Raw genomic sequence first — 23,368 nt, forward strand, 5'->3', positions numbered from 1 at the left:
CTCCGGCCTACGCTTGCTTGTAAGCGGTAGATTCAACAGCCAACGTTGCCCAAGCCATGCCCCACCCACCCTGCCACGGATGCTGCACACCCTCTTGGAAAGCCATGACCTTATCTACGCGTAACCACGTGCGCATCACCGGTGCAGGCCCTGTCACGTTGATCTTTTCCCACGGTTTTGGCTGCGATCAATCGATGTGGAAGTACCTGTTGCCGCATTTTCAAGCGCGCTTTCGCATCGTGACCTACGACTTGGTTGGTGCTGGGCAATCGGACTTATCGGCGTACGATCGCGTCCGGTACGACTCCTTGGCGGGTTATGCAGCGGATCTGAACGAGATAATCACAGAATACGGCCAAGGCGCCGTGATTCTGGTCGGTCATTCGGTCAGCGCCATGATTGGTGTACTGGCGGATCGACAGCAACCTGGTCGCATTGCAGCTCATGTGATGGTCGGCCCATCGCCATGCTATATCGACGACGGCGACTACATCGGCGGTTTCAAGCAGGAGGATATCCACGAACTGCTCGAAACACTGGACAGCAACTACCTGGGCTGGTCGAGTACCATGGCGCCGGTGATCATGGGCGCGCCGGGCCAGCCTATGCTGAGCGAGGAGCTGACCAACAGTTTCTGCCGCACCGATCCAGACATCGCTCGGCAGTTCGCGCGTGTCACGTTCCTGTCTGACAACCGGCTGGATGTGCAGGGCCTGCCTACGCCCGTGTTGATTCTTCAGTCCATCGACGATCTTATCGCGCCAGTTTCCGTGGGCCAGTACCTCCATGCCGTGCTGCCCAACAGCACGCTGTGCCTGATCGACAACATCGGCCATTGCCCGCACATGAGTGCCCCTACAGCCTGCTCCCAGGCCATGGACGCCTTCCTGCAACCCTGGGCACCGGGGCCATGACCGGCGCGGGTGAGATACCGGCTGTCGACGCGTTGTTCGAAGGGGCACCCTGCGGCCTGGTGGTCACCACCGAGACGGGCGTGATCGTGAGGGCAAACCAGACCTTCTGCAAGTGGTTGGGCTACGCGCCCGAGGACCTGACGCAGTGCAGGTTTCAGGAGCTGTTGACCATGGGCGGACGAATTTTCCACCAGACCCATTGGGCGCCGCTGATGAGAATGCAGGGTTCGGTCGCCGAGGTTAAGCTCGAAGTACGGCACCGCACCGGTCACGTCATCACCATGTTGCTCAATGGCGTGCGCCGTCAATATGCCCACGGCGTGTTCCACGAGCTGGCGCTGTTCGGCACCATCGAGCGGGATCGCTACGAGCGTGAATTGCTCACCGCCCGGCGCCGCGCCGAGCAATTGCTGGCGCAGACCACTGAGGCCGAGGCTGCGTTGCAGCAGGCCAAGGCCGAGCTGGCCGACGCCTACCAGAGCGCCCAGCGACGCGCAGCCTTTGCCGAACAGATGGTCGCCATCGCCAGTCATGACCTGAAAAACCCGCTGACTGCGATCAAGATGGCGACGCAGTTGCTCGAACGCGGTGAGCACAGGGACAAGGAACGGCGTCTGCTGGGCAGTATCAGCCATTCTTCGGAGCGCGCCAGGCGCATGATCGCTGATCTGCTCGACTTTGCCTCGGTCAGGATTGGCCAAGGCATCACCATCTGCCGTCAACCGATAGACCTGTGCTCGACGGTCGATCAAAGCGTCAACGAATTGAGAGTCGCCTTCGCCCAGGCGCGCATTCGTCACCTGTGCAAAGGCAAGGGTCAACGTGCGCTGGACCCAGACCGCGTGCAACAAATGATTGGCAATCTGGTGGCCAACAGTGTGGCCTATGGTGACCTCACCCATCCCGTCACCGTTACCACTGATCTTCATGAGCATGGCGCCGTCATCAGCGTGCACAACCATGGCCCCTGCATTCCTGATACCTTGCTTACATCCTTGTTTGCACCTATGACTCGGGGCACGGACCGTGCCGACTCGGTGCGCTCTGTCGGGTTAGGGCTGTTCATCGTCAGCGAAATCACTTTGGCCCATGGCGGCGATGTCACCGTCGCTTCGGATGCGGCGCTCGGTACCACTTTCACGATACGCCTACCGTTACTGGCAGACTGAGCACGACGGCACGGGTATGCGCGTGTCCGCATGCCCGCCGAGCTTTTGACCTGAACTTTTGTTTGTCCTGTGGTTTCCCCTGCATAACACACTCGCCTTCGCAGGAGTTGAACCATGAGAGCATTGACGTACCACGGCGCACAGGATGTAAGAGTCGACACGGTTCCGGACCCTATCCTGCAAGACGCTGACGACATCATTCTGAGGGTTACCGCCACTGCCATCTGCGGGTCTGACCTGCACCTGTATCACGGCAAGATTCCACAAACCGAACAGGGTGATATTTTTGGCCACGAGTTCATGGGCGTCGTCGAGGATGTCGGCCGCGGGGTGACCAATGTGCAAGTTGGTGACCGCGTCGTGATTCCCTTCGTGATCGCTTGCGGCAGCTGCTTCTTCTGCCAGCACGACTTGTTTGCCGCCTGCGAGACGACTAACACAGGCCGCGGCGCCATCATCAACAAGAAAATCATTCCACCAGGTGCAGCGCTGTTCGGCTACAGCCATTTGTATGGTGGGATCCCGGGCGGTCAGGCGGACTATGTACGGGTACCCAAGGCCAACGTAGGCCCCTTCAAGGTGCCCACTTCGCTGTCAGACGACAAGGTGCTGTTCCTGTCGGATATTCTGCCCACCGCTTGGCAGGCAGTGACCAACGCGCAAGTGGGCCAGGGTTCGACAGTAGCCATCTACGGTGCGGGCCCCGTCGGCTTGTTGAGCGCAGCCTGCGCTCGCATGCTGGGCGCTCACACCATTTTCCTGGTCGACGACAACGACTACCGCCTGACGTTTGCCCGCGACGCTTATGGGGTAGTACCGATCAATTTCGAGCAGGACGATGACCCTGCCGACAGCATCATTCGGCTAACCCCGGGCATGCGCGGCGTTGATGCCGTCATCGATGCAGTAGGCTTCGAGGCCAAGGGCAGCACCACCGAAACCGTCATGACAGCCCTGAAGATCGAAGGCAGCAGCGGCAAGGCGCTGCGTCAATGCATTGCTGCCGTACGGCGCGGCGGCGTGGTAAGCGTCCCTGGTGTGTACGCCGGGTTCATCCATGGCTTCCTGTTCGGCGACGCGTTCGACAAGGGCCTGACGTTCAAGATGGGTCAGACCCACGTCCAGAAGTTCTTGCCAGAATTACTCGAGCATATCGAGGCTGGCCGGCTGCAACCTGAATTGATCGTGACGCATCGATTGGCGCTTGAGGAAGCGGCGATGGGCTACAAGATGTTCGACCAGAAAAAAGATGACTGCCGCAAGGTCATTCTGGTGCCTGGTGCGGCGGCGGGTACGCTGGCTCCCGAGGTGCCGATTTAAGGGAATTCCACGCTGTCTGTGGCCTGGCCCGCGGTTAGCGGGCCGAGCCCGGCTTCACGCGTGCATCAGGGTGCTCAAGGCCCCGACCAACGTGTCATGATCGAATGGCTTGCTCAGTACCATCCCGCCATGGGTGGGCCAGGTCTGCTGCTCAGGGGTGGGCGGTGCATAGCCAGTGATGAACAGCACTGGCAGCCGCGGCCTGATCCCCCTTGCAACGTCGACCATCTTTCTGCCATCCAACCCGCCAGGCAGTCCGACATCGGTGATCAGCAGGTGGATACGCGTGTCCGAGCGCAGCAATTGCAAACCTGCCAGGCTGTCGGCTGCTTCGATGACGACGTAGCCCATTCCACTGAGCGTTTCACTGACATACAGGCGCACCGACGCTTCATCGTCCACCACCAATACCGTTTCACCCGGCCGCGCCCGGTGATTCACTGCAGGGGCAACGCTGTCGCTGACCACACGGGCAGGCCCACCGTGACTCGGTAATTGCACAAACACCCGAGTGCCTTGCCCTGGCGCCGACTCGATGTGCACATGTCCGCCGGTCTGGCGGGCAAAACCGTACACCATCGACAGACCCAGCCCCGTACCTGCACCTAGCGGCTTGGTGGTGAAAAATGGCTCGAACGCCCGCGAGAGGGTTGCGGCGTCCATACCAATGCCCTCATCCGTGACGCAGATGCTCAGGTAATCGCCCGAAGCGATCTCGGGGTCTGCATCCCCATCGATGCGCTTGTCTGCCGTGCGAATGCAAATCCGGCCGTTACCGTCCATGGCATCGCGCGCATTGATGCAAAGGTTCAGCAATGCGTTCTCAAGCTGGACGGGATCGACCAGACACGTGTGCAACGAAGCGGACAACTGGACCTCCAGCTTCACGGAAGGGCCTACCGTGCGGCGCACGAGCTCAGCCATACCATCGATCAGCGCATGGACATCCGTCTGCACGGGCACCAGGGTCTGGCGCCTGGCGAACGCCAACAGTCGGTGCGTCAGCGCGGCGGCCTTGCGTGTAGCACCGTAAGCCACGGTCATGTAGCGTTCAACGTCCTCATGACGGCCCTGGGCCAGGCGAGACCTGATCAGGTCAAGACTGCCCGAAATGCCCGCCAACAAGTTGTTGAAGTCATGGGCAATGCCCCCAGTCAATTGTCCAACCGCTTCCATTTTCTGGGCCTGACGCAAAGCGGCTTCGGCCTCCTCCCGCTCGGCTACCGCCTGGGCAACACGCGCCTCGAGCGTTCGGTTGAGCTCAAGAAGTTGCTCCTCTACCTGCCTGCGGGCCGTGACGTCGATGGAGGATCCTACCAAGCCGATCACCTCCCCGTCGTCACTGAGCAGCGGTGCCTTGACCGAGAGCCAATACGTGGCCGACCCGTCTGGCATGTCCACCCGCTCTTCGACCTGCACGGCCGTCCCGCCAGCCATCACACGCTGATCGGTTTCCATCACCTGCCTGGCCTGCTCCTTATCCTCGAGGAACTCAAGGTCGGTCTTGCCCAGGTAGAATTCCGGCGGCTTGCCAATCAGCTGCGTGGCGCCATGATTGGCCACCAGCATGCGCCCCTCCAGGTCCTTGGCGTACACCACGCCGGGAACCGCGGCAGTGAAGGTACGCAGCAACGTGGACATGCGGTCGCGCTCGGCCTGGGCCTTGCGACGTGACTCGATGTTCATCAGCACACCAGGAAAGCGCACCGCAATGCCCTGCTCATCGAGCTCGACTCGACCGTTGGCTTCAACCCACCGATAACAGCCATCGTCCTGGCGGACCCGGTATTCACAGCGAAACGGGCCGCCCAGGGCCGTGGCCGCCTGAATGGCTTGCGCGACGCGTTCGCGGTCATCGGGATAGATGGAGGCAAACGCTTCTGCCAGAGGCATCCCTGTCAGGCATTTGGACAGCGGCAAGCCAAACGAATGCGAAAAACGCTCATCGGCCGTAACCCTGTCATTGGGTATATCCCATACCCACGTGCCGATGATCGCGCCCGCGTCCAGCGCAAGCTGCAACCGTTCTGCGGTTAACGCGGCATCATCCTGGCCACTGGCATCGATACCAGCGGTACGTTGATTCATCGATCGACCTCGAACTTCCTGAGTACAAGCACGGGCACCGGGCACCGGGCACGTCGCGCTGCGCAAAAGGCGCCTATCATGGGCCCCGCGGCCAAGAGTTGAAAGGCCTGGTCTTTATGCCAACTGAATAAAGATGGCGTATGACCCCAGCAAGACCCAGCACACGAGGAAAATCCAGGGTGTACGCAGCGAGAACAGCAAGGACTTGCGATGACCGGCCTGGGAGGTTTCGGTCTCGCTGAACAAGGGCGACTCGTCATAAGCCAGGCCCATCATGGGTTCGCTTCGCAGCAGATGGCTCTGTTTGAGCTGCCAATGCTCGATGATCTTGTAGGCGGCGTGAATACCTGGCCAGGCGTTCAGTGAACTGAGCACGCCAAGCAGCGCCAGAAACGGCGGCACCACCAACGTGAACATTTCACCCCAACTCTGATTGGTGTTGCCCATGGCAGATGCGTAGGCAATCACTAGAAATGACTGGGCAGCCAGATAAGCATCCGTACGATTGGCAAGGATGCTGGTCTCGTACTGGATTTCCTGTCGGTAGAAGTCCAGCCGCTCCTTGGGCGAGCCGAACATGCGGGCATTATGCTCCTGGATTTCGTGCTCCGGGGTGGCTGGGGTGATGATACGTGGCACAGTACGGCTCCTAGAAAGTATTCACGGGCAGGGACAATGCCCACGCGCCAGTCAACAGCGCTTGACTGCCGTTGACGTCGCGCGATGTAGCGAAGCTGGCTGAACACTGCTTTACGGCTTGTGCGCAGGCACATCCCTGGCGGTCTTCTGCGCCGTAGTGTCCTGTTCGGTGCCCGTAGACCCGTCTGGACGGTGAGCGTCATTGTCTCGCTCTTCTTCACCTGTGGTACGCGCTTGCTCAACGCGGTTGGCGTCCTGCTCATTCGATGTGCTCATGAAGACACCTCAGCCTTTGCTATGTTCAGGGGAAGAAGGTCCAGTGCCGCGCTTGATGCCACGCGGCCCCCAAATACCCCAGATCGCCAGACCCACAACAGGCAGCGCCAGGAGCAACAGCGCCCAGGCCGCCTTTGTGGCATCGGTCTTGTCACTACGAAACACGCTGACGATCGCCCACAAGTCCACCAGTAGAATGAGGACCGCCACGGCAATCCAGAAGTACGTCACAGGCTCGTTCATAACCGCTCTCCAGGTTTGATCGGTTTTTCAACCTCTTTAAAGAGGAAGCATGAAAGTCCTGCTAAGTTCAGCTCGATTATTGCGCGATGGACGGGCGGGCACACGTGCACTGAACCAAAAGCCTTGCGCTCGCGTCCACTGCAAAATGCTGCGCGAGTTACAGGTATGGTCACTGACCCGATTGAGTCCGTTTTCGAGTATTTGAAAAAACATGACCTTGTTCTGACCACTGCCGAGTCCTGCACTGCAGGCGCCATGGTAGCGGCACTGGCCGCCCTGCCAGGAACAGCCGAGGTGCTCGAGAGCGGCTACGTCGTCTACTCCCCCGCTGCCAAGCAGCGTCTGCTAGGCGTTAGCCCCACGACCATCGAGCGCTATGGCCTGACCAGCGAAGCGGTGGCCTGGGAAATGGCATTGGGCGCATTGAAAGACAGCAACGCTACCGTCGCCATCGCCACCACGGGCGTAGCGGGGCCTGCCGCGCAAGGCAAAATTCCGCCAGGTACGCTGTGTTTTGCCTGGGCATTCGCGGGTGAGCCGCTTGCCGTTTTTACCGGCACCCAACGTTTTTTTGCCGAGCGTGAAGAGGTGATGCGCCAGGGGGCAGTCTATGGGTTGTCGCAACTTGCGCATTATCACCAACGCTGGCTACGCGGCGAACGAGCCTGATCACATCTCGATGAATGAGCACCCGATGATTTCCAAGCATTATCCAGCGCCCGAAAGCGCTAATGCGCACCACCCTTTTTGGCCCGCCGGACGCATTAAGTGGTGTGCACTTTTGCTGCCCCTGGGTGTGGTAATGGCCGCAATGCCGGCCAGTACCTGGCTGATCGATACCCAGGCGAGCAGCGCCGATGGCAAGGTGCAGGTGCAATACAAACGACTCACTCGCAGCGCAAGCCCTGCCGATCTTACGATTGAAGTAAGGGGAGCGCCGAGCAAGCCGCTTTGGGTTCAGCTCGGCGGCAGCATGCTTCAGGAGGCGAGCATCGAAACCGTGCAACCGCAACCGCTGCGCATTCAAACCCAAGGGAAGGCAATGCTCGTTGAAGTGGCGACAGACGAAGCAGGGCTGGCCACGTTGCACCTCACCGTGCGCCATGAAGCACTTGGTCAGGTCACAGGTCACGTACGGGCCGGCGCCAACAGCGCCGTGCGACTATCGACACTCCTGTACCCGTAGCCCTGAACGGCTGAACACACACGCCTGAACACGAACACGCCGGGGCCCGTGCCACCGGCGTGTCGCCAATCTAATTCAGGACTTCTCAGTGGCAACCGCGAATTTCGTCATGTCCACCGCCGGCGCGACGAACTCCGGGCCTTTGCCCGAGACCCGCCACCGCACGTTGGTCAACCCATAGCGCTCAGCCATGGGTCGGCTGACTTTCTTGATCTTGTGCTGACCGAACCGCGGGATGATACCGACGCCTGCATCGCAACTCGCCCAGTGCCAGGCCTCGGCGTTGTCCATGCGTTCCAGTCGAATGATGAAAGTCCTGAATTCTCCGTGTAGCTCGTACTCGATTACATACAGTTGTTGTCCTGCCATTGGACTCTCCTCCATCAAACTCAGCCTAATGGAGCCAAAGGCGTAACAAAAAATTCCATTTATTTTGACCCGACAGTCATCGTCTTGCCGTTGCCCATTTGTGCCGAACTGTTGTCGCTTCGCTTCAGTCACACCTGTACAAAAGGTGCAGGAGCTGCAATGTGGAAGACGTATCTGAAAGCCCGCGGCAATGTGCCGAGCCCCAACGAGATACCGGTGGCTGGCTGGCGCTGGAGCAGTATGCGGCCCTTGGGGATGGGCGCTCGGTAGCACTGGTGGGCCTGGACGGTTCCATCGACTGGTGGTGCATGCCCCACATGGACTCCCCCCCTCTGTTCGATCGACTGCTCTCGCCCAGGACCGGCGGTTACTTTGCCATCACCCCAACCCAGCCCTATCAGGCAAAGCGTCGCTATCGCCCCGGCAGCAATGTGATGGAAACCGAGTACATCACCTCTACCGGCAGCGTGCGATTGACCGAATCGCTAAACAGCGGGCCTGCCGGGCGCTTACCCTGGGCGGAACTGGCTCGCCGTATCGAGGGCATCGAAGGGTCGGTCACGCTTGAGATCGCCATCGATTTTGGTACCCAGGCCGACACGGTTAGCCCGTACCTCACGCCCAACGACAACGGCTGCGTTTTTCACGCAGGCCATATTCTCGGGATGTTCCTGCATGATCAACAGATCAGCGTGCGGCGCAAGGACGACATAGGCGTGCGCGCCACACTCGACACCTCGCCGGGGCAACGCACCGTGGTGGCCCTGATCGCGGGGCGTGACGAGCCCTTGGTGGTGCCGCCACTGAGCCTGATCGATGAACGCATCGACGGCTCTGATCGTGAATGGCGGCAGTGGTCGAAAAGCCTCATCTATAAAGGCCCCTATCAGTCAGTGGTGATACGCAACGCGCTGGCGCTCAAGTTGTTGCTGTCATCACCCAGCGGTTCGATCATGGCGGCTGCCACCACGTCGTTGCCAGAGCGCATAGGCGGCACCAAGAACTATGACTATCGGTTCGCATGGATACGCGATGCCGGGTATACCATCGAAGCCTTCCTCGGCATTGGCGCTCAGCCTGAAGCCAAGGCTGCGTTTACCTGGTTGCTGCGCAGGCTGGCCGAGCACGGCGCGCAGGTCTTCTACACCCTGGACGGGGCCATCGGTGACTGCACACGCACCATCGACCTGCCGGGCTACAAGCAATCCCCGCCCGTAGTGGGCAACGACGCCCGCGACCAGTTGCAGCACGGCGTGTTCGGCGACATTTTCGAAACTGCCCGTTGTTTCATCGACACCGGCAACATCCTGGACGGCAGCAGTGCAGTGCTGCTGTCACGGCTGGCCGATCAATGCGCAGACCAGTGGCGCCAGCCCGATGCCGGTATCTGGGAGTTACCAGAAACGCGGCACTACACCCTGTCGAAGATCAGCTGCTGGCAGGCCCTGAGCCGGGCCATCGAACTGGCCGACGGCGGCCATCTACCCACAACCTGCCGGCAGCGCTGGGCGCGCGAGCGTGACCGTGTTTTCGAGTGGATCGAAACCCATTGCTGGCATGAGGGCCGCCAGGCGTATGTGTTCTACCCAGGCAGCGATCGGCTGGACGCAGGTATCGCCCTGGCGGTGCGCTTCGGCTATCCGGCGCCTGAGAGGCTGCAAAGCACCCTGGAGGCTGTGCAGCAAAGCTTGTCGGCAGGCCCCTTCCACTACCGCTACAGCGGTGCGGTCGAGGAGGAAGGCTGCTTCCTGGCGTGCACGTTCTGGCTGGTAGAGGCTTGGGTACTGCTCGGCCAACACGAACGCGCGCAGCACGCCTATGAAGCTGCCTTGCAAGGCCTTGCCCATGGCGCAGGCATCTATTCGGAGATGGTCGACCCTGGCACGGGAGAGTACCTGGGCAACCTGCCGCAAGGCCTCACGCACCTGGCGGCGCTGCGCGCAGCGTTGGCACTGGGTGGCCGCGCACCGTGTAGATGAGGGTACACGCCAGGCACGTCATCTGCGCAGCGGAACTGATGGCCTGGCGCTCGACTCAACCCATGGCAACCGTGATTACAACAACCTGCAGAGGTGATCCATGAACGCCATCGAATTGCTGACCCAGGACCACCAGTTGGTCAAGAAACTGCTCGAAGAGTTGTCTTCGACAACGGAGCGCGCGGTGAAAAAGCGTGCCGAACTGCTGGAACGCATCAAGCAGGAAGTCACTATCCATACCGCGCTGGAGGAGGAAATCCTGTACCCGGCCATTAAAGAGGCTGGCGGCAAGGAAGAGGAAAAGATGTACTACGAGGCCAAGGAAGAGCACCGTACCGTCGATTCACTGGTGCTGCCTGACCTTGAAGGCACAGACACCGGCACGGTCGAGTTTGCAGGCCGGGTCAAGGTGATGAAAGAGTTGCTGGAGCATCATATCGAGGAAGAAGAAAGCGAGCTGTTCCCTACGGCACGCAAGCTGCTGGGTAAGCAGCAACTCGAGGAGATGGGCAAGACGATGATGGCGCAGAAGAAACTGCTCAAGGGCAAGTCGGAGCAGCGAGCCGCGTGATCAAGCCTGCGCGCCCCCTCAAGGGAGCGCGCAGCTCACCCGCTATTCTGCCGGCGATTCGGCATCGACCATCGGCGGTACTGGGGCCAGGGCAAAGGCCCTGCGTTGTTCGGATCGCCGCGCGAACGGGCGAGCGGGCAGCGGTTCCAGCTGTTGTGGCGTACCGGTTTCAAGCGCTCGCTTGATCGCCTCGACTACCCGTACATCGCGCCACCCCTCCTCCCCGTCGGGTTCGGGCGCTACGTTGTTGAGGATGCAGTCGGAGAAATAAGCAGTTTCCCCAGCAAATTGATCCACCACAGGGTTAACGTGCACACGCGTCTCGCCATCGATGGTGGCCCTGTAGCTGATCGCCACCCCTTCCCCATAACCAAAGCACGGTGAAGCCTCGATCTCGCCCTTGGTGCCCAATAGCTGGAACCGCTCGGTAGACGGCAAGGTATAGCTGACGGTGAACTGGGCCAGTCGTTCGTCTTCGAAGCGCAGGCTCACGGTGACCGTGTCCCAGGTGTCCATGGTGCTGCCAGGCGAGCGAACTCCCATGGCCGAGACTTCGATGGGTTCGGCGTTGAACAACTGGCGAACCATGTTCAGGGGATAGGGGCCCATGTCGGGCACCGGCCCGGCCTCGAAACCATTCTGGGCACGGTGGTTATTGGGCTTGACCCGCTGCGTGAAGATAGAGGTGAACAACCTGGGATCACCGAAATCGCCCTTGTGCACCCGCTCGATCATGTCCAGCGTGCCAGGCTCGCAGTGTAGACGGTAGGCAACCATCAGCTTCGCCCCAGTGCGTTTCGAGGCCTCGATCATGGCCTTGCAGTCGGCTTCGCTGATGCCCATGGGCTTTTCGAGCAATACATGAATACCGGCTTCGAGCGCCGGCACCACGAATTCACGGTGACGGAAATTAGGCGTTGCGATGTAGAGCGCATCCGCCTCCCGCGCAGCAAGCATCTGAGCATACTGGTCGTAATGGTAGGTGCGCAGGGCATAACGCTCGCCCAACTGTCGGGCTTTTTCCTCATCCCCGGTGACCAGGACGGTAATTTCCGAGTTGTCGGTCTGCCCGATACCAGGCATGAACGCACCCTGGGAAATCGAGCCCCCGGCCACTACACCATAACGGACCTTGCGTGCTGTACTGGGCATGACATCCCTCCTCTTGATCACGATTCAAAGCAGTACCTCTCAAGTGGGCAAGCCAAGGCTGGGTGAGGTTCAAAAAAACGTGTGTGCCCGCGCTGTCATGGCCATGCGTATCCGGGTAGAGGATCGATCTGAACCCGTCTTCAGCTGGCCTGTCCCACGAACAAACCAAGACCGAGGACAGCGCGATGGAGGATTGGATCGATTGGCTGGAATGGCCGGCCATGGTGCTGACGGTAGTGGCAGCATGGTGCATAGGGTCGCGGCGACCCGCCCGCCGCAAAGTCGGCTTCTGCTGTTTCATTGCAAGCAATCTGTTATGGGCGGCCTGGGGCTGGCACGCCGAGGCCTGGGCGCTGATCATTCTGCAGTTCACGCTGTGCGTCATGAATCTGCGAGGATGGAAGAAGAATACGAGGATGGAGCCGGGTTGACGTGGATCTAGGTGTAAGTGCCTTTGCCGGAGCGCCGGGCCGGCCCCGGTAGCTGAAGGTGTCAAGTTGACTGTCAGGCGCCCAGCTCAAATCGTGGGGCCGCTTTGCGGCCCATTGCAGCACTAAGCCGCTGGCTTCAATTTCGGGAAAGCCCAGCGCATGCAGCAAAACGACCCCATCGCTTAGCGATCCAGGCGCTTTTCGACGTTTTCAGTCTGCTGCTCGATCGCCCGCGTCTGCTCTTCCAGTTCCTTGATGGATGTCGGGGTGATCGCCTTGTCTACGGCCTCAGTGGCCGGATCAGGGCGTTCCAACACCGGATCAGGTGACTGCTCGCCTTTTTGCGCTTCCTCAGAGGAGATCGGACGCGGGACTTTGTCGCCGGTGTGGGTATGAGTGTCTTTCATGGGCATCTCCAACTTCAACAGGGTGTCTTTATGAGCAGAGCGCAACGCCGGGGAAAAGTTTGATCCGCTTCGCTTAGCCCAGGTGACTGCGAACCGTCAACGCATCACCCACGGCGGCGCCACTGGCTGTGTTGTCAAAGATGCACCAGGTGATCGCCCCCTGAACATGGGTACGTGTCACCTGCGCGCCAAGCTGCCGTAAGCATGGATCGGAATAAGCGCTGTGATACAAAACCGGTACGCCGTGCAACCGCCAATACGCTATGCCTGGCCATCCTGAGGGCTGGCCATCTAGCGCGAATCTAGGCGGACTTGCCGCCACCTGTCCCACCTGAAGGTCAATCAGCAGCGTTTGCGCTGAACGCCATGTCGCATGCCTAGGTTCGACGACGACCGGCTTGTCGGACCGGCGGCGCAGCGCTTCGAAAAAACGCCTGGCTACCGCTTCGTCAAAGCTCAGCGACGGTGGTAGCTGGACCAGCAAGCAGCCCAGTTTCTCCCCCAACTCCCCGCATTGGGCCAGAAAGCTGTCCAACGCCGCTTCACACCCTTGCAGACGCATCTCATGGGTAATGGCCTTGGGTACCTTGACTGAGAAGCGAAAGCCCTCAGGTGTCGATGCGGCCCAGCGCGCGTAGGTTTGCGGCCGATGGGGCCGGTAGAACGAACTGTTGATTTCCACAGCGCTCAGGCGCGCAGCGTAGCGCTCCAGATGGCTGCCTGCCTCGGGAAAAGCCGGAGCATGCTCCTTGGGCAGACTCCAGCCTGCACAGCCTAAGTAGATCATCTCAGTAGTCCGTTGAACTCACTCAATGATGGAGCCGCTTCAGTGTCAGGACGTTCCACTGGGCAGATCGATGGAACACCCGGCAACGGGCTGGGCACTAACGCAGCACATCCCAGAGGAATCCAACATGACTGACCCCAATCATCCAGACCCTTATGTGGACGACGTACCCCACAATCCGGGTGACACCATTGGTACACCTGAACAGGCGCCCACAGAGCCGGCTCCGGAATGGCCGGAAGGCCAGGTGCCACCTGAAGAACAATCTGACGGCTGATCGTTTCACACCTGGCGGCGTACGCTGCGCCGCCGCAAACCACTGCAATCACCAGGAGGGATCCGATGAAGTTCGCGCAGTTCTGTCAGTGGCTATCCAACCAGGCTGGCCGCCCCAGCACATTCCTGATGGCCATCGTGCTCATCATCATGTGGGCGGTTTCCGGCCCATGGTTCCACTACAACGATACCTGGCAACTGATCATCAACACCTCGACCACCATCATCACATTCCTGATGGTGTTTCTGATCCAAAACACCCAGAACCGGGACAACGACATCATTCACGTCAAGCTCGATGAGCTGATCCGCGCCACTCAATCGGCGCAACGTTCGGTGCTGGACCTGGAGGCCATGGACAGCAAGACCCTGCGCGAGCTGCGCAAGGAATACCGTGCGCTGGCTGCGCGTACCGGCGCAACGCTTGAAGACGATGTGCCGCATCCATGAGGAGCCCTCTCAGCGCATCGCTGGACGGGGCCCCACCTGTTGTCAATCGTGGGCCAATCAATGGCCTACGGGCGCACGGTCCCTTACCCGGTCTGCACTGTTCATCTTCTTATGATCGATGTGCACCCACCCTCTGATAACCACTCGCAGGGCAATTGTTTTGCTCGACGCCTGACACCTCGAAATCTTTGCTAGAGGAGGCAAGCCTTCATGAGCGATCGCATCATTACACTCTTCACCGATACCACGTTCTTCGGTATTTCCATTCTGAACCTGTTACTCGCCGTCACTGTGGCCGTCCTGACGTTCCTGGTGGCCAGGGCCGCCATAAGCTTCGTACAGCGGCGCGTCAAGCACTGGTCATCTCACTCCGGTGCCTTGAGCCATGTGGTTGAGAAAGTACTGTCAGGCACCAGCAACTCGCTACTGTTCCTGGCTTCACTGTTGGTGGGGTTGAGCATGCTCGACCTGCCGGAGCGTTGGTTGAGCCGGGTCGGCAGCCTCTGGTTCGTCGTCGCCGCGTTGCAGATCGGCCTGTGGGTCAACCGTGCCATCGGTCTGGGCCTGGACCGCTACTTCACCCGCCATAATCCGGACGGTTCCCAGCAGAGCAGTGCCCTTGCCACGTTGTCGGCCTGGGGTGCGCGGGTATTGTTATGGTCGATCGTGCTACTGGCCATGCTGTCGAACCTGGGCGTGAACATCACCGCCTTCGTCGCCAGCTTGGGTGTCGGCGGTATTGCGGTCGCCCTGGCTGTGCAGAACATTCTGGGTGACCTGTTCGCCTCGCTGTCCATCGCCGTGGACAAGCCGTTCGAGGTGGGCGACTTCATCGTCATTGGCCCATTGGCCGGTACCGTCGAACATGTGGGCCTGAAAACCACGCGCATCCGCAGCCTGGGCGGCGAGCAGATCGTCATGGCCAATGCCAGCATGATCAGCAGCACCATCCAGAACTACAAGCGCCTGCAAGAACGACGCATCGTGTTCGAATTTGGTCTTTCCTATGACACGCCTACCGAGGCGGTGAAGAAGGCACCCGGGATCGTAGAGGAAGCGATCAAGGCGCAAACGCAAGCACGCTTCGACCGCGCGCACCTGCGGGGCTTCGGCAAGGAAGCGCTTGAGTTCGAATGTGTCTATATCGTGCAGGACCCAGGCTACAACCTGTACATGGACATTCAACAGGCCATCAACTTCAAGCTGCTTGAGCGGTTCTCGAAAATCGGCGCCAAGTTCGCCGTACCGGTGCGGGCCATCAAGGTCACGGCGCTGCCGCAGGAGGCGAACGTGCATGCGCAAGGGCGAGACAACCTGGGTATGCGGGGGGCTTGAGAGCGTCACCTGTGACGCTTGAACGTGGCAGCGGACCCGGCGGTCCGCTGCCCTGCCGTCTCACATAGGCTCATCACCATTGACCTTGCCCAGTTCGGCACCGGTCATCGGTTGCAGGTCGGGATCGGACATGGTCCTTAGCTTCATGGCCTCCACTGCGTCCGCACTGGCTCCATCCAACTCCACCGAAGCCATACCGTTACCGCCATCCACAGCCGGCTGCGGCTGATCTACATAGACCCAATCCTGACCTTCGTTCCACGATCCGCGCACCTCACCGCCGTGGGACATGTTGAAGTAAGTGCGGTTGAACTCGGGATCACCCGGCATTTTGCCTTGTGGGAAGTTGGGCTGAATGGAATGCAGCGCCTTCTCGAAAGACATCTGATGGGCGATTTCTCGGCTCATCAGAAAACCGAGCGCATCTTTGATGCCGGGATCATCGGTCACGTTGATCAGACGCTCGTACACGATCTTGGCGCGGGCCTCGGCGGCAATGTTCGAACGCAGGTCTGCCGTAGGCTCTCCAATGGTGTCGATGTAGGCAGCCGTCCAGGGAATGCCTCCAGAGTTCACCAGCGCAGCGCCACCACCATACAAAAGGCTGGTGACATGCGAGTCGTTACCCGCGCCCGTGAGTGATCGATACAGTTCACCCTCGGCTTCCACACCCTCGGCCAAACGGCCTTTGGCACCTTTGTTGAGCATGACCACAATCGACCCAATGATCTCGAGGTGGCTGAGTTCTTCGGTGGCGATATCGAACAACATGTCCTTGCGCCCTGGATCATCCTCGGTCACGGCCTGGGTGAAATAACGCATCGCGGCGGCAAGTTCACCCTGGGGCCCGCCAAACTGTTCGAGCAACAGGTTCGCAAGGCCGGGGTCGGGCCGGGAGACACGGACGGTGTACTGCAATCGTTTGTTGTGCATGAACATCGGTAAATCCTCATCATCGTGCCGACGCAGCGGGCGCCACACCGGTCGTTTCAACGTTGATCAACGATTCTCATCGCTAGGTCGGCCAGCCGTTTGGCCTGGTCGTTTGCCCCTCTCGGGGTCACACAAGTGAGCCCTGTGTTCTCAAGGGACCGACGCCCCACGGCCTATCGCGCAAGTAATTCACATCAGGCTGACGAAACGCGCCAAGCAATGGCGTGCAAGTAGTGGATGGGGAAAAGTCCATGGCGGCAATAACCCAAGGCATGTTCAATGGCGCGCGAACGTGCCGGGCGCAAGTTGTCCAAGATATGGCTTACTGGCGAGACTCTCGGCAGGTGGCCCTCGAATGTGCCGCTAAGCCGGTGAGCTGCACTGCCCACCGATTTCCTTTCAAAGCGTTTGCGAGGCACGACAGAGTGACTCAATGGCGCCTACCAGCTCGTCGTAGTGCACGGGCTTGGTCAGTTGCAGGTCGAAGTGCGCGACCCGACCCTCCCGGCTTGGCGGGCTGACCCCATAGCCACTCAACGCGATTGCAGGCGTCGCCTGATACTGAGCTTGTTCACGAATCGCCGTGATGAATGCGTGCCCGTCCATTTCAGGCATGCCGATATCGGTCAGTATCACATCGAACCGGTGCCCTCCCACATTCTCCAGCGCCTCAACCGGATTGAGGAACGTAGTAACGTGGGCGTCTTCCATTTCCAGCAGCATCCGCATGACGTCCACAACGTCCGCAGAATCGTCTACCAGCAAGACATGAACGCCCTTGAGCCTGCCTTCACTGGGCCCAGCGTCTGGGTTGGCTGCGCCCTTCCCAAGGGTGCGCTGCGACAGCGGCAGCTGGACACTGAATGTTGAACCAAGCCCCAGCCCCGCCGAGTGTGCGCTCACAGTACCGCCATGGGCCTGCACCAGTTGCTTGACCAGTGACAACCCGATGCCCAGGCCGTCACCGTGATGACGGGTGTGGTGGGGCTGCCGAAACAGCTCGAAGATGTCTGTCACATCATCTGCAGACAGGCCAGGGCCGTTGTCGCTGACAGCCAAACGCACGTTTTTTTCGGTAAGCGAGAGCTCGACCGTGACCCATGCCTGCGGGCCGCTGAACTTCAGGGCATTGTTGATCAGGTTCCAGATGATCTGCTCAAGACGCGTCGCATCACCATGAACCACCATCGGACCGCGCGGTTCGGGCAGTACGAGGAGGATACGGGCCGTGGGGTATTCCTCAATGGCCATGGCATGTATCGACTTGAGCATATCGCCCAGATCCAGAAGCTCTTTCTTGAGCATGAGCTTTCCGGTCCGCAGGCGAGCGACGTCTAGCAAATCATCGATGATGCGGGTCTGGCTGGTCACTGCGTCGTTGATCACGGCAAGCGCCTTGCCACCCTTGGCCGTGTACTGCACGGCAGGCAGTCGGCGCAATATCTCGGCATTGAGCTGAATGAGGTTCAGCGGATGCTTGAGCTCGTGCGACATGAAGGCGAAGAACTCATCCTTGAGCAAGCTGCTGGTACGTGTCTCAGCCAGGCGCTTGCCCTGTTCATCCTGCAGGTGCTTCTGCCCCGTCATATCACGGGCAATCTTCACGTACCCCGGGGTATCACCACGCAAGCGCGCCGTTTCCCCGCTGCAGTACAAGCGGCTCCCGTCGCGACGCAAATGCCAGCGCTCGTCTTCGGCACGCCCATTTACCTGGGCTTTGCGCAATTCGGCTTCAGGTACACCAGCAGCTCGATCCTGGTCCGTGAACAGCACGTCGAAATGGCTACCGGCAATCTGCTCGGCGCTGTGGCCGAAGATAGACTCCGCACCGCGATTCCACTCACAGATGACGCCGTTGCCGTCCAGGATGATGATGGCAAAGTCCTGGGTGCTTTCCGCTACCAGTCGCATGCGCTCCTGTCCCAGGCGCAGGTCCTGTTCAGCTTCACGCCGTTTGGTGATGTCGATGAACGTGAGCACCGTACCGTCGATGTGGTCCTCGCTCGAGCGATAAGGCAACAGACGAGCGATGTACCAGCGTCGGTCACTGCTACTGACCTCTCGTTCCCTGACGGTCAGCGATTGATGAACCGCAGCAGCGTCCTCGGTCATTTTCGGATAATCGAGCCGATGGGTGATATCCAGCAGCGAACGGCCCGTGTCCGTCTGGCGCATGCTGAAGATGTCCTGCGCTCGCGGCGTGAACCAGCGGATATGCATATTGCGATCCACGAACACTGTGGCGATGTCGGTAGAAGCGATCAGGTTGGCCAGGTAGTCGTTGATCTTGTCGGTTTCTTCGACCTTGCTCTTGAGCTCGAAATTGACCGTGAGCAATTCTTCGTTGATCGACTGAAGCTCTTCCTTGCTGGTTTCCAGCTCTTCGGTAGCCAAGCGCAGCTCTTGGTTGATGGCTTGCATTTCTTCGTTGGAAGCTTCTAGCTCTTCGCTGGAGACTTCCGACTTTTCGATGGTTTCCTGCAGGTGCAGCTTGGTGCGATGCAGCTCGCTCTCCAGGCTCGTCATCACCTGATTTTGATTTTGCTCGACGGGGATGTTGGCGGCGACATTGGCGCGGAAAATCCGGTTGCGTTTATCGACCGCCTTGAACAGCTCCGGGCACAGGTCAGCAGACTCCGAGGAGCCCATGAACAGGTAGCCGCCAGGGCGTAGCGCGAAATAGAACATCTGCAGCATTTGTTTCTGGATCTCGCGATCCAGATAGATGAGCACGTTGCGACACACGATCAGGTCTACCTGTGAGAAAGGCGGGTCGCAAAGCAAGCTGTGCCTGGCGAACAGAACCTTCTCACGAATTTCCTTCCTTACCCGGTAGTGATCGTTCTCCTTGGCGAAGTACTGGCGCAGGCGCGTGGTCGATACATCGGTGATGATCGCCTCCGGGTAGATCCCCGCGCGACCTATGGCAATCGCGCGCTCGTCGATGTCGGTGGCAAATACCTGCAGCTTGAGCAGAGCAGGCTCAAGTTTGCGGTGTTCGGCACACAGTATCGCCAGGCTGTAGGCCTCTTCTCCCGTTGAGCAGCCAGCGGACCAGATTCGCACGTCTTCACGCTTGTCCTCAGGGCCACCTGGGTTCAAGACAACGCTCAATACCAAGCGCTGGAGCGCCTCGAAGGCTTCCCGGTCGCGAAAATAGTTCGTCACACCGATCAGCAGGTCTTCGAGCAGGTTCTTTGCCTCATCAGGGTGCTGCTCAAGATGACGCAGGTAGCTCGGCAGGTCGGCCCGGCCAGTGATCTGCAAGCGGCGTTCGATGCGCCGTATGACCGTCGCGCGCTTGTAGTGCTGGAAATCGTACCCGGTACAGTTGCGCAGGGTCATGAGAATGTCCTGCAGCGCCTGCTCGCTATCCTCTCCCGCTTGCGCAGCGTTGGCTTGGATTCCGGCCTCTGCATCGGCGACACGGATGCTGCGCATGCCCATCCAGAAACCGAGCAGTTTTTGCGGTATGTCGGCTACCGGCAGTATCGCATCGACCAGTCCGGTGGCAATGGCAGCCAGCGGCATCCCGTCGAATTCGGCATCGGCCGGGCTCTGCACCAAGGTGATGCCACCTTGCTCCTTGATACGCGACAAGCCCACTGCACCATCACTGCCTGCACCGGAAAGCACTACACAGAAACTTCGCTGCTTGTGCACATCGGCCAGATCACGGAAGAACAAATCGATGGCGACATGCTTTCCCAAAGGCCGCGAAGAGGGACCGACCTTGAGGTGGCCGTCAGCCATGATCAGTTGCCAGGCAGGTGAAATGACATAGACGTGATCGGGCTCGATGGGCACGCAGCTGTTTACCTGTACGACCGGCATGGAAGTCGCGGCCCGAATGATCCCATCCGCGACGCGCTGATGATCGGGCAAGAGGTGCAGCACGATGACGAATGCCATGCCGCTCTCAGCCGGCATGTGTTCGAAGAAAACCTTGAGCGCGGCGATACCGCCTGCCGAGGCACCAATGCCTACCACCGGAAACCCAAGCTGGCTGGGTACGGTTCGATCTGTGTTGGCGGCGGTGCTGGACGGGCTGTTCATCGTTGGTTCCTGTCTGAAAACATCCACGAAGTGACGTGGTTTTCCTGTATGACCCCCGTCAAGCGCCGGAACACCCGCAAAAAACCGCATGCCCTGCCAGGCGGTCGGTTGGCACTTCATCGCCCTAGGGAAAGGCCCGTTCGTCGCCTACAGGGCACGGCGTGGTAGTGCAGCCTGACGAACACTACGAGGACACCTCATAAAAGGAGCTTCATCATGACAATGCTAAAACCTTCTTCCTTGCTGCTTGCACTCTGCCTGGGTGCGTCCGCGCCAATGGTCATGGCAGCTACCAACATGAACGATCAGCACACCCCCAGCATGCAGTCGGGTGATCACGGGACCATGAATGGCACCGGCGGCGCTACCGGTTCCGGCACCCCAGGGGACGGCATGGGTACCGGCAGTGGCACCGGAAGCAATGGTACAGACGCCACGGGTGGCGATGGCACAACCTCAGGCTCGGGTACCGGTAGTGGGGCGAACACGGGTCCCGGCGGCACCGGGAGTGGCTCAGGCATGGGCGGTACCGGGAGCGGCGACATGGGCGGTAGAGGCGACATGGGCGGCAGCGGGGGTACCGGTATGGGCAGTGGGACCGGGAGCGGCGGTACAGGTGGCGGTACGGGCGGCGCAGGCGGCTCGGGTGGTGGTAGCTGATCATCAGGGGTACTTGATCATCGCAAAGGCTCACCGAGCCTGATACCTGGAATCTAAGGGCTGCTTCGCAGCCCTTCCTGTAAACGGCAGCGATAGAGGCTCGAGGCTGGCGTGACGACTAAACCTAGACACGGCACACATGCCAGCAGCCCCGATCAGCGGCTCTACAGCACGGATATTCCTGCCCGCCTTGATCGACTGCCATGGACCCGGTTTCACACGTTGCTGGTGGTGGCGCTTGGCATCACGTGGCTACTGGACGGCCTGGAAGTCACTCTTGCCGGGTCACTGGCCGGCGCCCTGAAGGACAGCCCTGCTCTGGCCATGAGCAACCGCGACGTTGGTCTGGCTGGCGCCATCTACATCGCAGGGGCGGTGCTCGGCGCACTCTTTTTCGGATGGCTGACCGACCGCCTGGGCCGGCGCAAACTGTTCTTCATCACCCTGGCGCTCTACATCGGGGCCACCGCAGCCACGGCATTTTCCTGGAACCTGTGGAGCTTTCTGGCATTTCGCTTTCTCACAGGCGCGGGCATTGGTGGGGAATATACGGCCATCAATTCGACCATCCAGGAGTTCACCCCAGCGCGCTACAGGGGCTGGGTCGATCTGACCATCAACGGCACATTCTGGCTCGGCGCTGCGCTGGGTGCAGTGGGCGCCATTGTGCTTCTGGACCCGTCGATCGCGAACGGCGACCTCGGATGGCGCCTCTGTTTCGGCACCGGCGCCGCGTTGGGATTGCTGATCATGCTGATGCGGCTGTGGGTGCCGGAGAGCCCGCGGTGGCTGATGATTCACGATCAGCCCGAAGCTGCTGAGCGTATAGTGGCCGATATCGAGCGCAAGTGCCGCGCTCAAGGCTTGAGACTGCCTGCGGTAGATGTTCCGCCCCTGCAATTGCGTGCCAGGCATCACACGCCTTTGCCCGAGATATTTCACAGCCTGTTCGTGGTCCACAGACGCCGGGCCATGGTAGGCCTGACGCTGCTCACGGCGCAGGCGTTTTTCTACAATGCCATCTTCTTCACCTATGCCCTGGTGCTGACCGATTTCTACGATGTGCCCTCCTCCAGCGTTGGCTGGTATGTCCTGCCGTTCGCGCTCGGCAACTTCTGTGGCCCGCTGTTGCTCGGGCGGCTGTTCGATGTGCTGGGGCGGCGCATCATGATCAGCGCCACGTATGCCCTGTCGGGCATACTGCTGACCCTGAGCGGCTACCTGTTCGAACAGGGGATGATCGATGCCATCGAGCAAACGATCGCCTGGATGGTGATCTTTTTCTTCGCATCGGCTGCGGCCAGCTCTGCCTACCTTACTGTCGCAGAAACCTTCCCGCTGGAGATCCGCGCTCTGGCCATTGCCGTGTTCTATGCATTCGGCACAGGGCTCGGTGGCATGGTGGGGCCGACGTTGTTCGGTGCCTTGATCGAATCGGGCGAGCGCACCCAGGTCTGGTATGGGTATCTGCTCGGCGCCGCGCTCATGCTGGTAGCGGCATTCGTTCAGGCCGTTTACGGCGTAGCCGCAGAGCGCCGGTCACTGGAGCACGTTGCCCGTCCCCTTTCTCAGGTGGAGTCCGCCGATTAAAAGGGCCACCGCCCGTCCGCCAACCGGCACTTGAGCGCGTGCTGGCCTTCAACCCTATATCCATCAGAGAGGAGCGGCGACCATGGCACGCGGCGACAAGGACAAGTACACCCAAGAGCAAAAGCGCAAAGCCGAGCACATCGAGCAAAGTTACGAGGACAAAGGGCTCTCCAAGGACAAAGCCGAGGCGCGCGCCTGGGCTACGGTGAACAAGCAATCCGGTGGGGGCGACAAGCAAGGTGGCTCTGGCAGCAAGACCAGCAGTACAGACAAGGAAAGCGCACGTTCGGACTCTGCCAAACGAGCTGCCAAGACCCGTGAGGGGCACGCGCGCAACAGCTCGGCTTCCCTCGAATCGCAGACCAAGGAAAGTCTGCTCAAGGAGGCACGCAGCAAGGACATCAAAGGCCGCTCGACCATGACCAAGGCCGAGTTGATCGAAGCGCTGCGCAAGCACGGTTGATTTGCACGAACGGGTTATTCCGGTCGGCTGAACCGCTTCAAGTCCGTTGAAACTTTAGTATTCCCTGTCAAGTC

General features: G+C 60.0%; 24 protein-coding genes. 14 read left to right on the plus strand and 10 right to left on the minus strand.

What is annotated here, in order from left to right; genetic code table 11:
* The first annotated feature begins 104 nt into the window (after positions 1-104).
* The 3 genes from B2S33_RS16750 (at position 105) to B2S33_RS16760 (ending at position 3,403) form a co-directional block, all read left to right on the plus strand.
* On the plus strand, positions 105-914 hold the full coding sequence (locus tag B2S33_RS16750) for an alpha/beta fold hydrolase (protein WP_288650695.1): 810 nt from the start codon (positions 105-107) through the stop codon (positions 912-914).
* On the plus strand, positions 911-2,083 hold the full coding sequence (locus tag B2S33_RS16755; RefSeq protein ID WP_110606778.1) for a PAS domain-containing sensor histidine kinase: 1,173 nt from the start codon (positions 911-913) through the stop codon (positions 2,081-2,083). Before B2S33_RS16750 ends, B2S33_RS16755 begins: the two co-directional genes overlap by 4 nt.
* 114 nt (positions 2,084-2,197) lie before the next feature.
* Positions 2,198-3,403 carry a zinc-dependent alcohol dehydrogenase gene (locus tag B2S33_RS16760; protein ID WP_027914752.1) on the plus strand — a complete coding sequence of 402 codons (1,206 nt, stop codon included), beginning with the start codon at positions 2,198-2,200 and terminating at the stop codon, positions 3,401-3,403.
* 54 nt (positions 3,404-3,457) lie between these two features.
* On the opposite strand, the gene B2S33_RS16765 is transcribed toward B2S33_RS16760, so the two are convergent.
* The 4 genes from B2S33_RS16765 to B2S33_RS16780 form a co-directional block, all read right to left on the minus strand.
* On the minus strand, positions 3,458-5,491 hold the full coding sequence (locus B2S33_RS16765) for a hybrid sensor histidine kinase/response regulator (RefSeq protein WP_288650697.1): 2,034 nt from the start codon (positions 5,489-5,491) through the stop codon (positions 3,458-3,460).
* A gap of 114 nt (positions 5,492-5,605) precedes the next feature.
* On the minus strand, positions 5,606-6,130 hold the full coding sequence (locus B2S33_RS16770; protein WP_023536033.1) for a hypothetical protein: 525 nt from the start codon (positions 6,128-6,130) through the stop codon (positions 5,606-5,608).
* A 111-nt stretch (positions 6,131-6,241) separates the two neighbouring features.
* Positions 6,242-6,406, minus strand: a complete 165-nt coding sequence (locus tag B2S33_RS16775; protein WP_165919250.1) for a hypothetical protein — start codon at positions 6,404-6,406, stop codon at positions 6,242-6,244.
* A gap of 9 nt (positions 6,407-6,415) precedes the next feature.
* The gene (locus B2S33_RS16780; RefSeq protein WP_197874696.1) at positions 6,416-6,649 is read right to left on the minus strand and encodes a PLDc N-terminal domain-containing protein; all 234 of its coding nucleotides are present in this window, start codon (positions 6,647-6,649) and stop codon (positions 6,416-6,418) included.
* Positions 6,650-6,814: 165 nt separating this feature from the next.
* Here B2S33_RS16780 and B2S33_RS16785 point away from each other — a divergent pair, with 165 nt between their 5' ends.
* Together B2S33_RS16785 and B2S33_RS16790 are read left to right on the plus strand one after the other, a co-directional pair.
* Complete coding sequence (locus tag B2S33_RS16785; RefSeq protein WP_028687005.1) at positions 6,815-7,318, plus strand: CinA family protein; 504 nt, start codon at positions 6,815-6,817, stop codon at positions 7,316-7,318.
* Positions 7,275-7,835 (plus strand): hypothetical protein, encoded by a 561-nt coding sequence (locus B2S33_RS16790; protein ID WP_128610570.1) that lies wholly within the window; start codon positions 7,275-7,277, stop codon positions 7,833-7,835. Before B2S33_RS16785 ends, B2S33_RS16790 begins: the two co-directional genes overlap by 44 nt.
* 75 nt (positions 7,836-7,910) lie before the next feature.
* Here the strand turns inward: B2S33_RS16790 and B2S33_RS16795 are convergent, their stop codons facing one another.
* Positions 7,911-8,204 (minus strand): DUF6555 family protein, encoded by a 294-nt coding sequence (locus tag B2S33_RS16795; RefSeq protein WP_027914747.1) that lies wholly within the window; start codon positions 8,202-8,204, stop codon positions 7,911-7,913.
* A 224-nt stretch (positions 8,205-8,428) separates the two neighbouring features.
* Here B2S33_RS16795 and B2S33_RS16800 point away from each other — a divergent pair, with 224 nt between their 5' ends.
* Positions 8,429-10,183 (plus strand): glycoside hydrolase family 15 protein, encoded by a 1,755-nt coding sequence (locus B2S33_RS16800; protein WP_288650702.1) that lies wholly within the window; start codon positions 8,429-8,431, stop codon positions 10,181-10,183.
* A 100-nt stretch (positions 10,184-10,283) separates the two neighbouring features.
* On the plus strand, positions 10,284-10,754 hold the full coding sequence (locus tag B2S33_RS16805) for a hemerythrin domain-containing protein (RefSeq protein WP_027914745.1): 471 nt from the start codon (positions 10,284-10,286) through the stop codon (positions 10,752-10,754).
* A 42-nt stretch (positions 10,755-10,796) separates the two neighbouring features.
* Here B2S33_RS16805 and B2S33_RS16810 read toward each other — a convergent pair whose 3' ends face one another.
* The gene (locus tag B2S33_RS16810) at positions 10,797-11,906 is read right to left on the minus strand and encodes a Gfo/Idh/MocA family protein (protein ID WP_242810400.1); all 1,110 of its coding nucleotides are present in this window, start codon (positions 11,904-11,906) and stop codon (positions 10,797-10,799) included.
* A 185-nt stretch (positions 11,907-12,091) separates the two neighbouring features.
* On the opposite strand from B2S33_RS16810, the gene B2S33_RS16815 reads away from it, so the two are divergent.
* Positions 12,092-12,337, plus strand: coding sequence for a hypothetical protein (locus B2S33_RS16815; RefSeq protein ID WP_027914743.1), 246 nt, complete (start codon positions 12,092-12,094; stop codon positions 12,335-12,337).
* Positions 12,338-12,519: 182 nt separating this feature from the next.
* Here the strand turns inward: B2S33_RS16815 and B2S33_RS16820 are convergent, their stop codons facing one another.
* Complete coding sequence (locus tag B2S33_RS16820; RefSeq protein WP_027914742.1) at positions 12,520-12,744, minus strand: hypothetical protein; 225 nt, start codon at positions 12,742-12,744, stop codon at positions 12,520-12,522.
* A 73-nt stretch (positions 12,745-12,817) separates the two neighbouring features.
* Positions 12,818-13,531, minus strand: coding sequence for a DUF72 domain-containing protein (locus B2S33_RS16825; RefSeq protein WP_110606781.1), 714 nt, complete (start codon positions 13,529-13,531; stop codon positions 12,818-12,820).
* Positions 13,532-13,658: 127 nt separating this feature from the next.
* On the opposite strand from B2S33_RS16825, the gene B2S33_RS16830 reads away from it, so the two are divergent.
* The 3 genes from B2S33_RS16830 to B2S33_RS16840 all read left to right on the plus strand — a co-directional run bounded on the left by B2S33_RS16830 (position 13,659) and on the right by B2S33_RS16840 (position 15,592).
* Positions 13,659-13,808 carry a hypothetical protein gene (locus B2S33_RS16830; RefSeq protein WP_154665190.1) on the plus strand — a complete coding sequence of 50 codons (150 nt, stop codon included), beginning with the start codon at positions 13,659-13,661 and terminating at the stop codon, positions 13,806-13,808.
* A 65-nt stretch (positions 13,809-13,873) separates the two neighbouring features.
* Positions 13,874-14,257, plus strand: coding sequence for a low affinity iron permease family protein (locus tag B2S33_RS16835; RefSeq protein ID WP_042139293.1), 384 nt, complete (start codon positions 13,874-13,876; stop codon positions 14,255-14,257).
* Between the two features lie 210 nt (positions 14,258-14,467).
* The gene (locus B2S33_RS16840) at positions 14,468-15,592 is read left to right on the plus strand and encodes a mechanosensitive ion channel family protein (protein ID WP_028687000.1); all 1,125 of its coding nucleotides are present in this window, start codon (positions 14,468-14,470) and stop codon (positions 15,590-15,592) included.
* 60 nt (positions 15,593-15,652) lie between these two features.
* Here B2S33_RS16840 and B2S33_RS16845 read toward each other — a convergent pair whose 3' ends face one another.
* On the minus strand, positions 15,653-16,531 hold the full coding sequence (locus tag B2S33_RS16845) for a manganese catalase family protein (protein ID WP_110606782.1): 879 nt from the start codon (positions 16,529-16,531) through the stop codon (positions 15,653-15,655).
* A gap of 393 nt (positions 16,532-16,924) precedes the next feature.
* Positions 16,925-20,581, minus strand: a complete 3,657-nt coding sequence (locus B2S33_RS16850; RefSeq protein WP_288650700.1) for a CheR family methyltransferase — start codon at positions 20,579-20,581, stop codon at positions 16,925-16,927.
* A 216-nt stretch (positions 20,582-20,797) separates the two neighbouring features.
* Here B2S33_RS16850 and B2S33_RS16855 point away from each other — a divergent pair, with 216 nt between their 5' ends.
* The 3 genes from B2S33_RS16855 (at position 20,798) to B2S33_RS16865 (ending at position 23,294) form a co-directional block, all read left to right on the plus strand.
* Positions 20,798-21,241, plus strand: coding sequence for a hypothetical protein (locus B2S33_RS16855; RefSeq protein ID WP_027914738.1), 444 nt, complete (start codon positions 20,798-20,800; stop codon positions 21,239-21,241).
* Between the two features lie 111 nt (positions 21,242-21,352).
* Positions 21,353-22,831, plus strand: coding sequence for an MFS transporter (locus B2S33_RS16860; RefSeq protein WP_028686997.1), 1,479 nt, complete (start codon positions 21,353-21,355; stop codon positions 22,829-22,831).
* 82 nt (positions 22,832-22,913) lie between these two features.
* Complete coding sequence (locus B2S33_RS16865; RefSeq protein WP_027914736.1) at positions 22,914-23,294, plus strand: hypothetical protein; 381 nt, start codon at positions 22,914-22,916, stop codon at positions 23,292-23,294.
* The last annotated feature ends 74 nt before the right edge of the window (positions 23,295-23,368 follow it).

It is taken from the genome of Pseudomonas sp. UBA5568, from assembly GCF_002425525.1.
Lineage (GTDB): Bacteria > Pseudomonadota > Gammaproteobacteria > Pseudomonadales > Pseudomonadaceae > Aquipseudomonas > Aquipseudomonas fulva.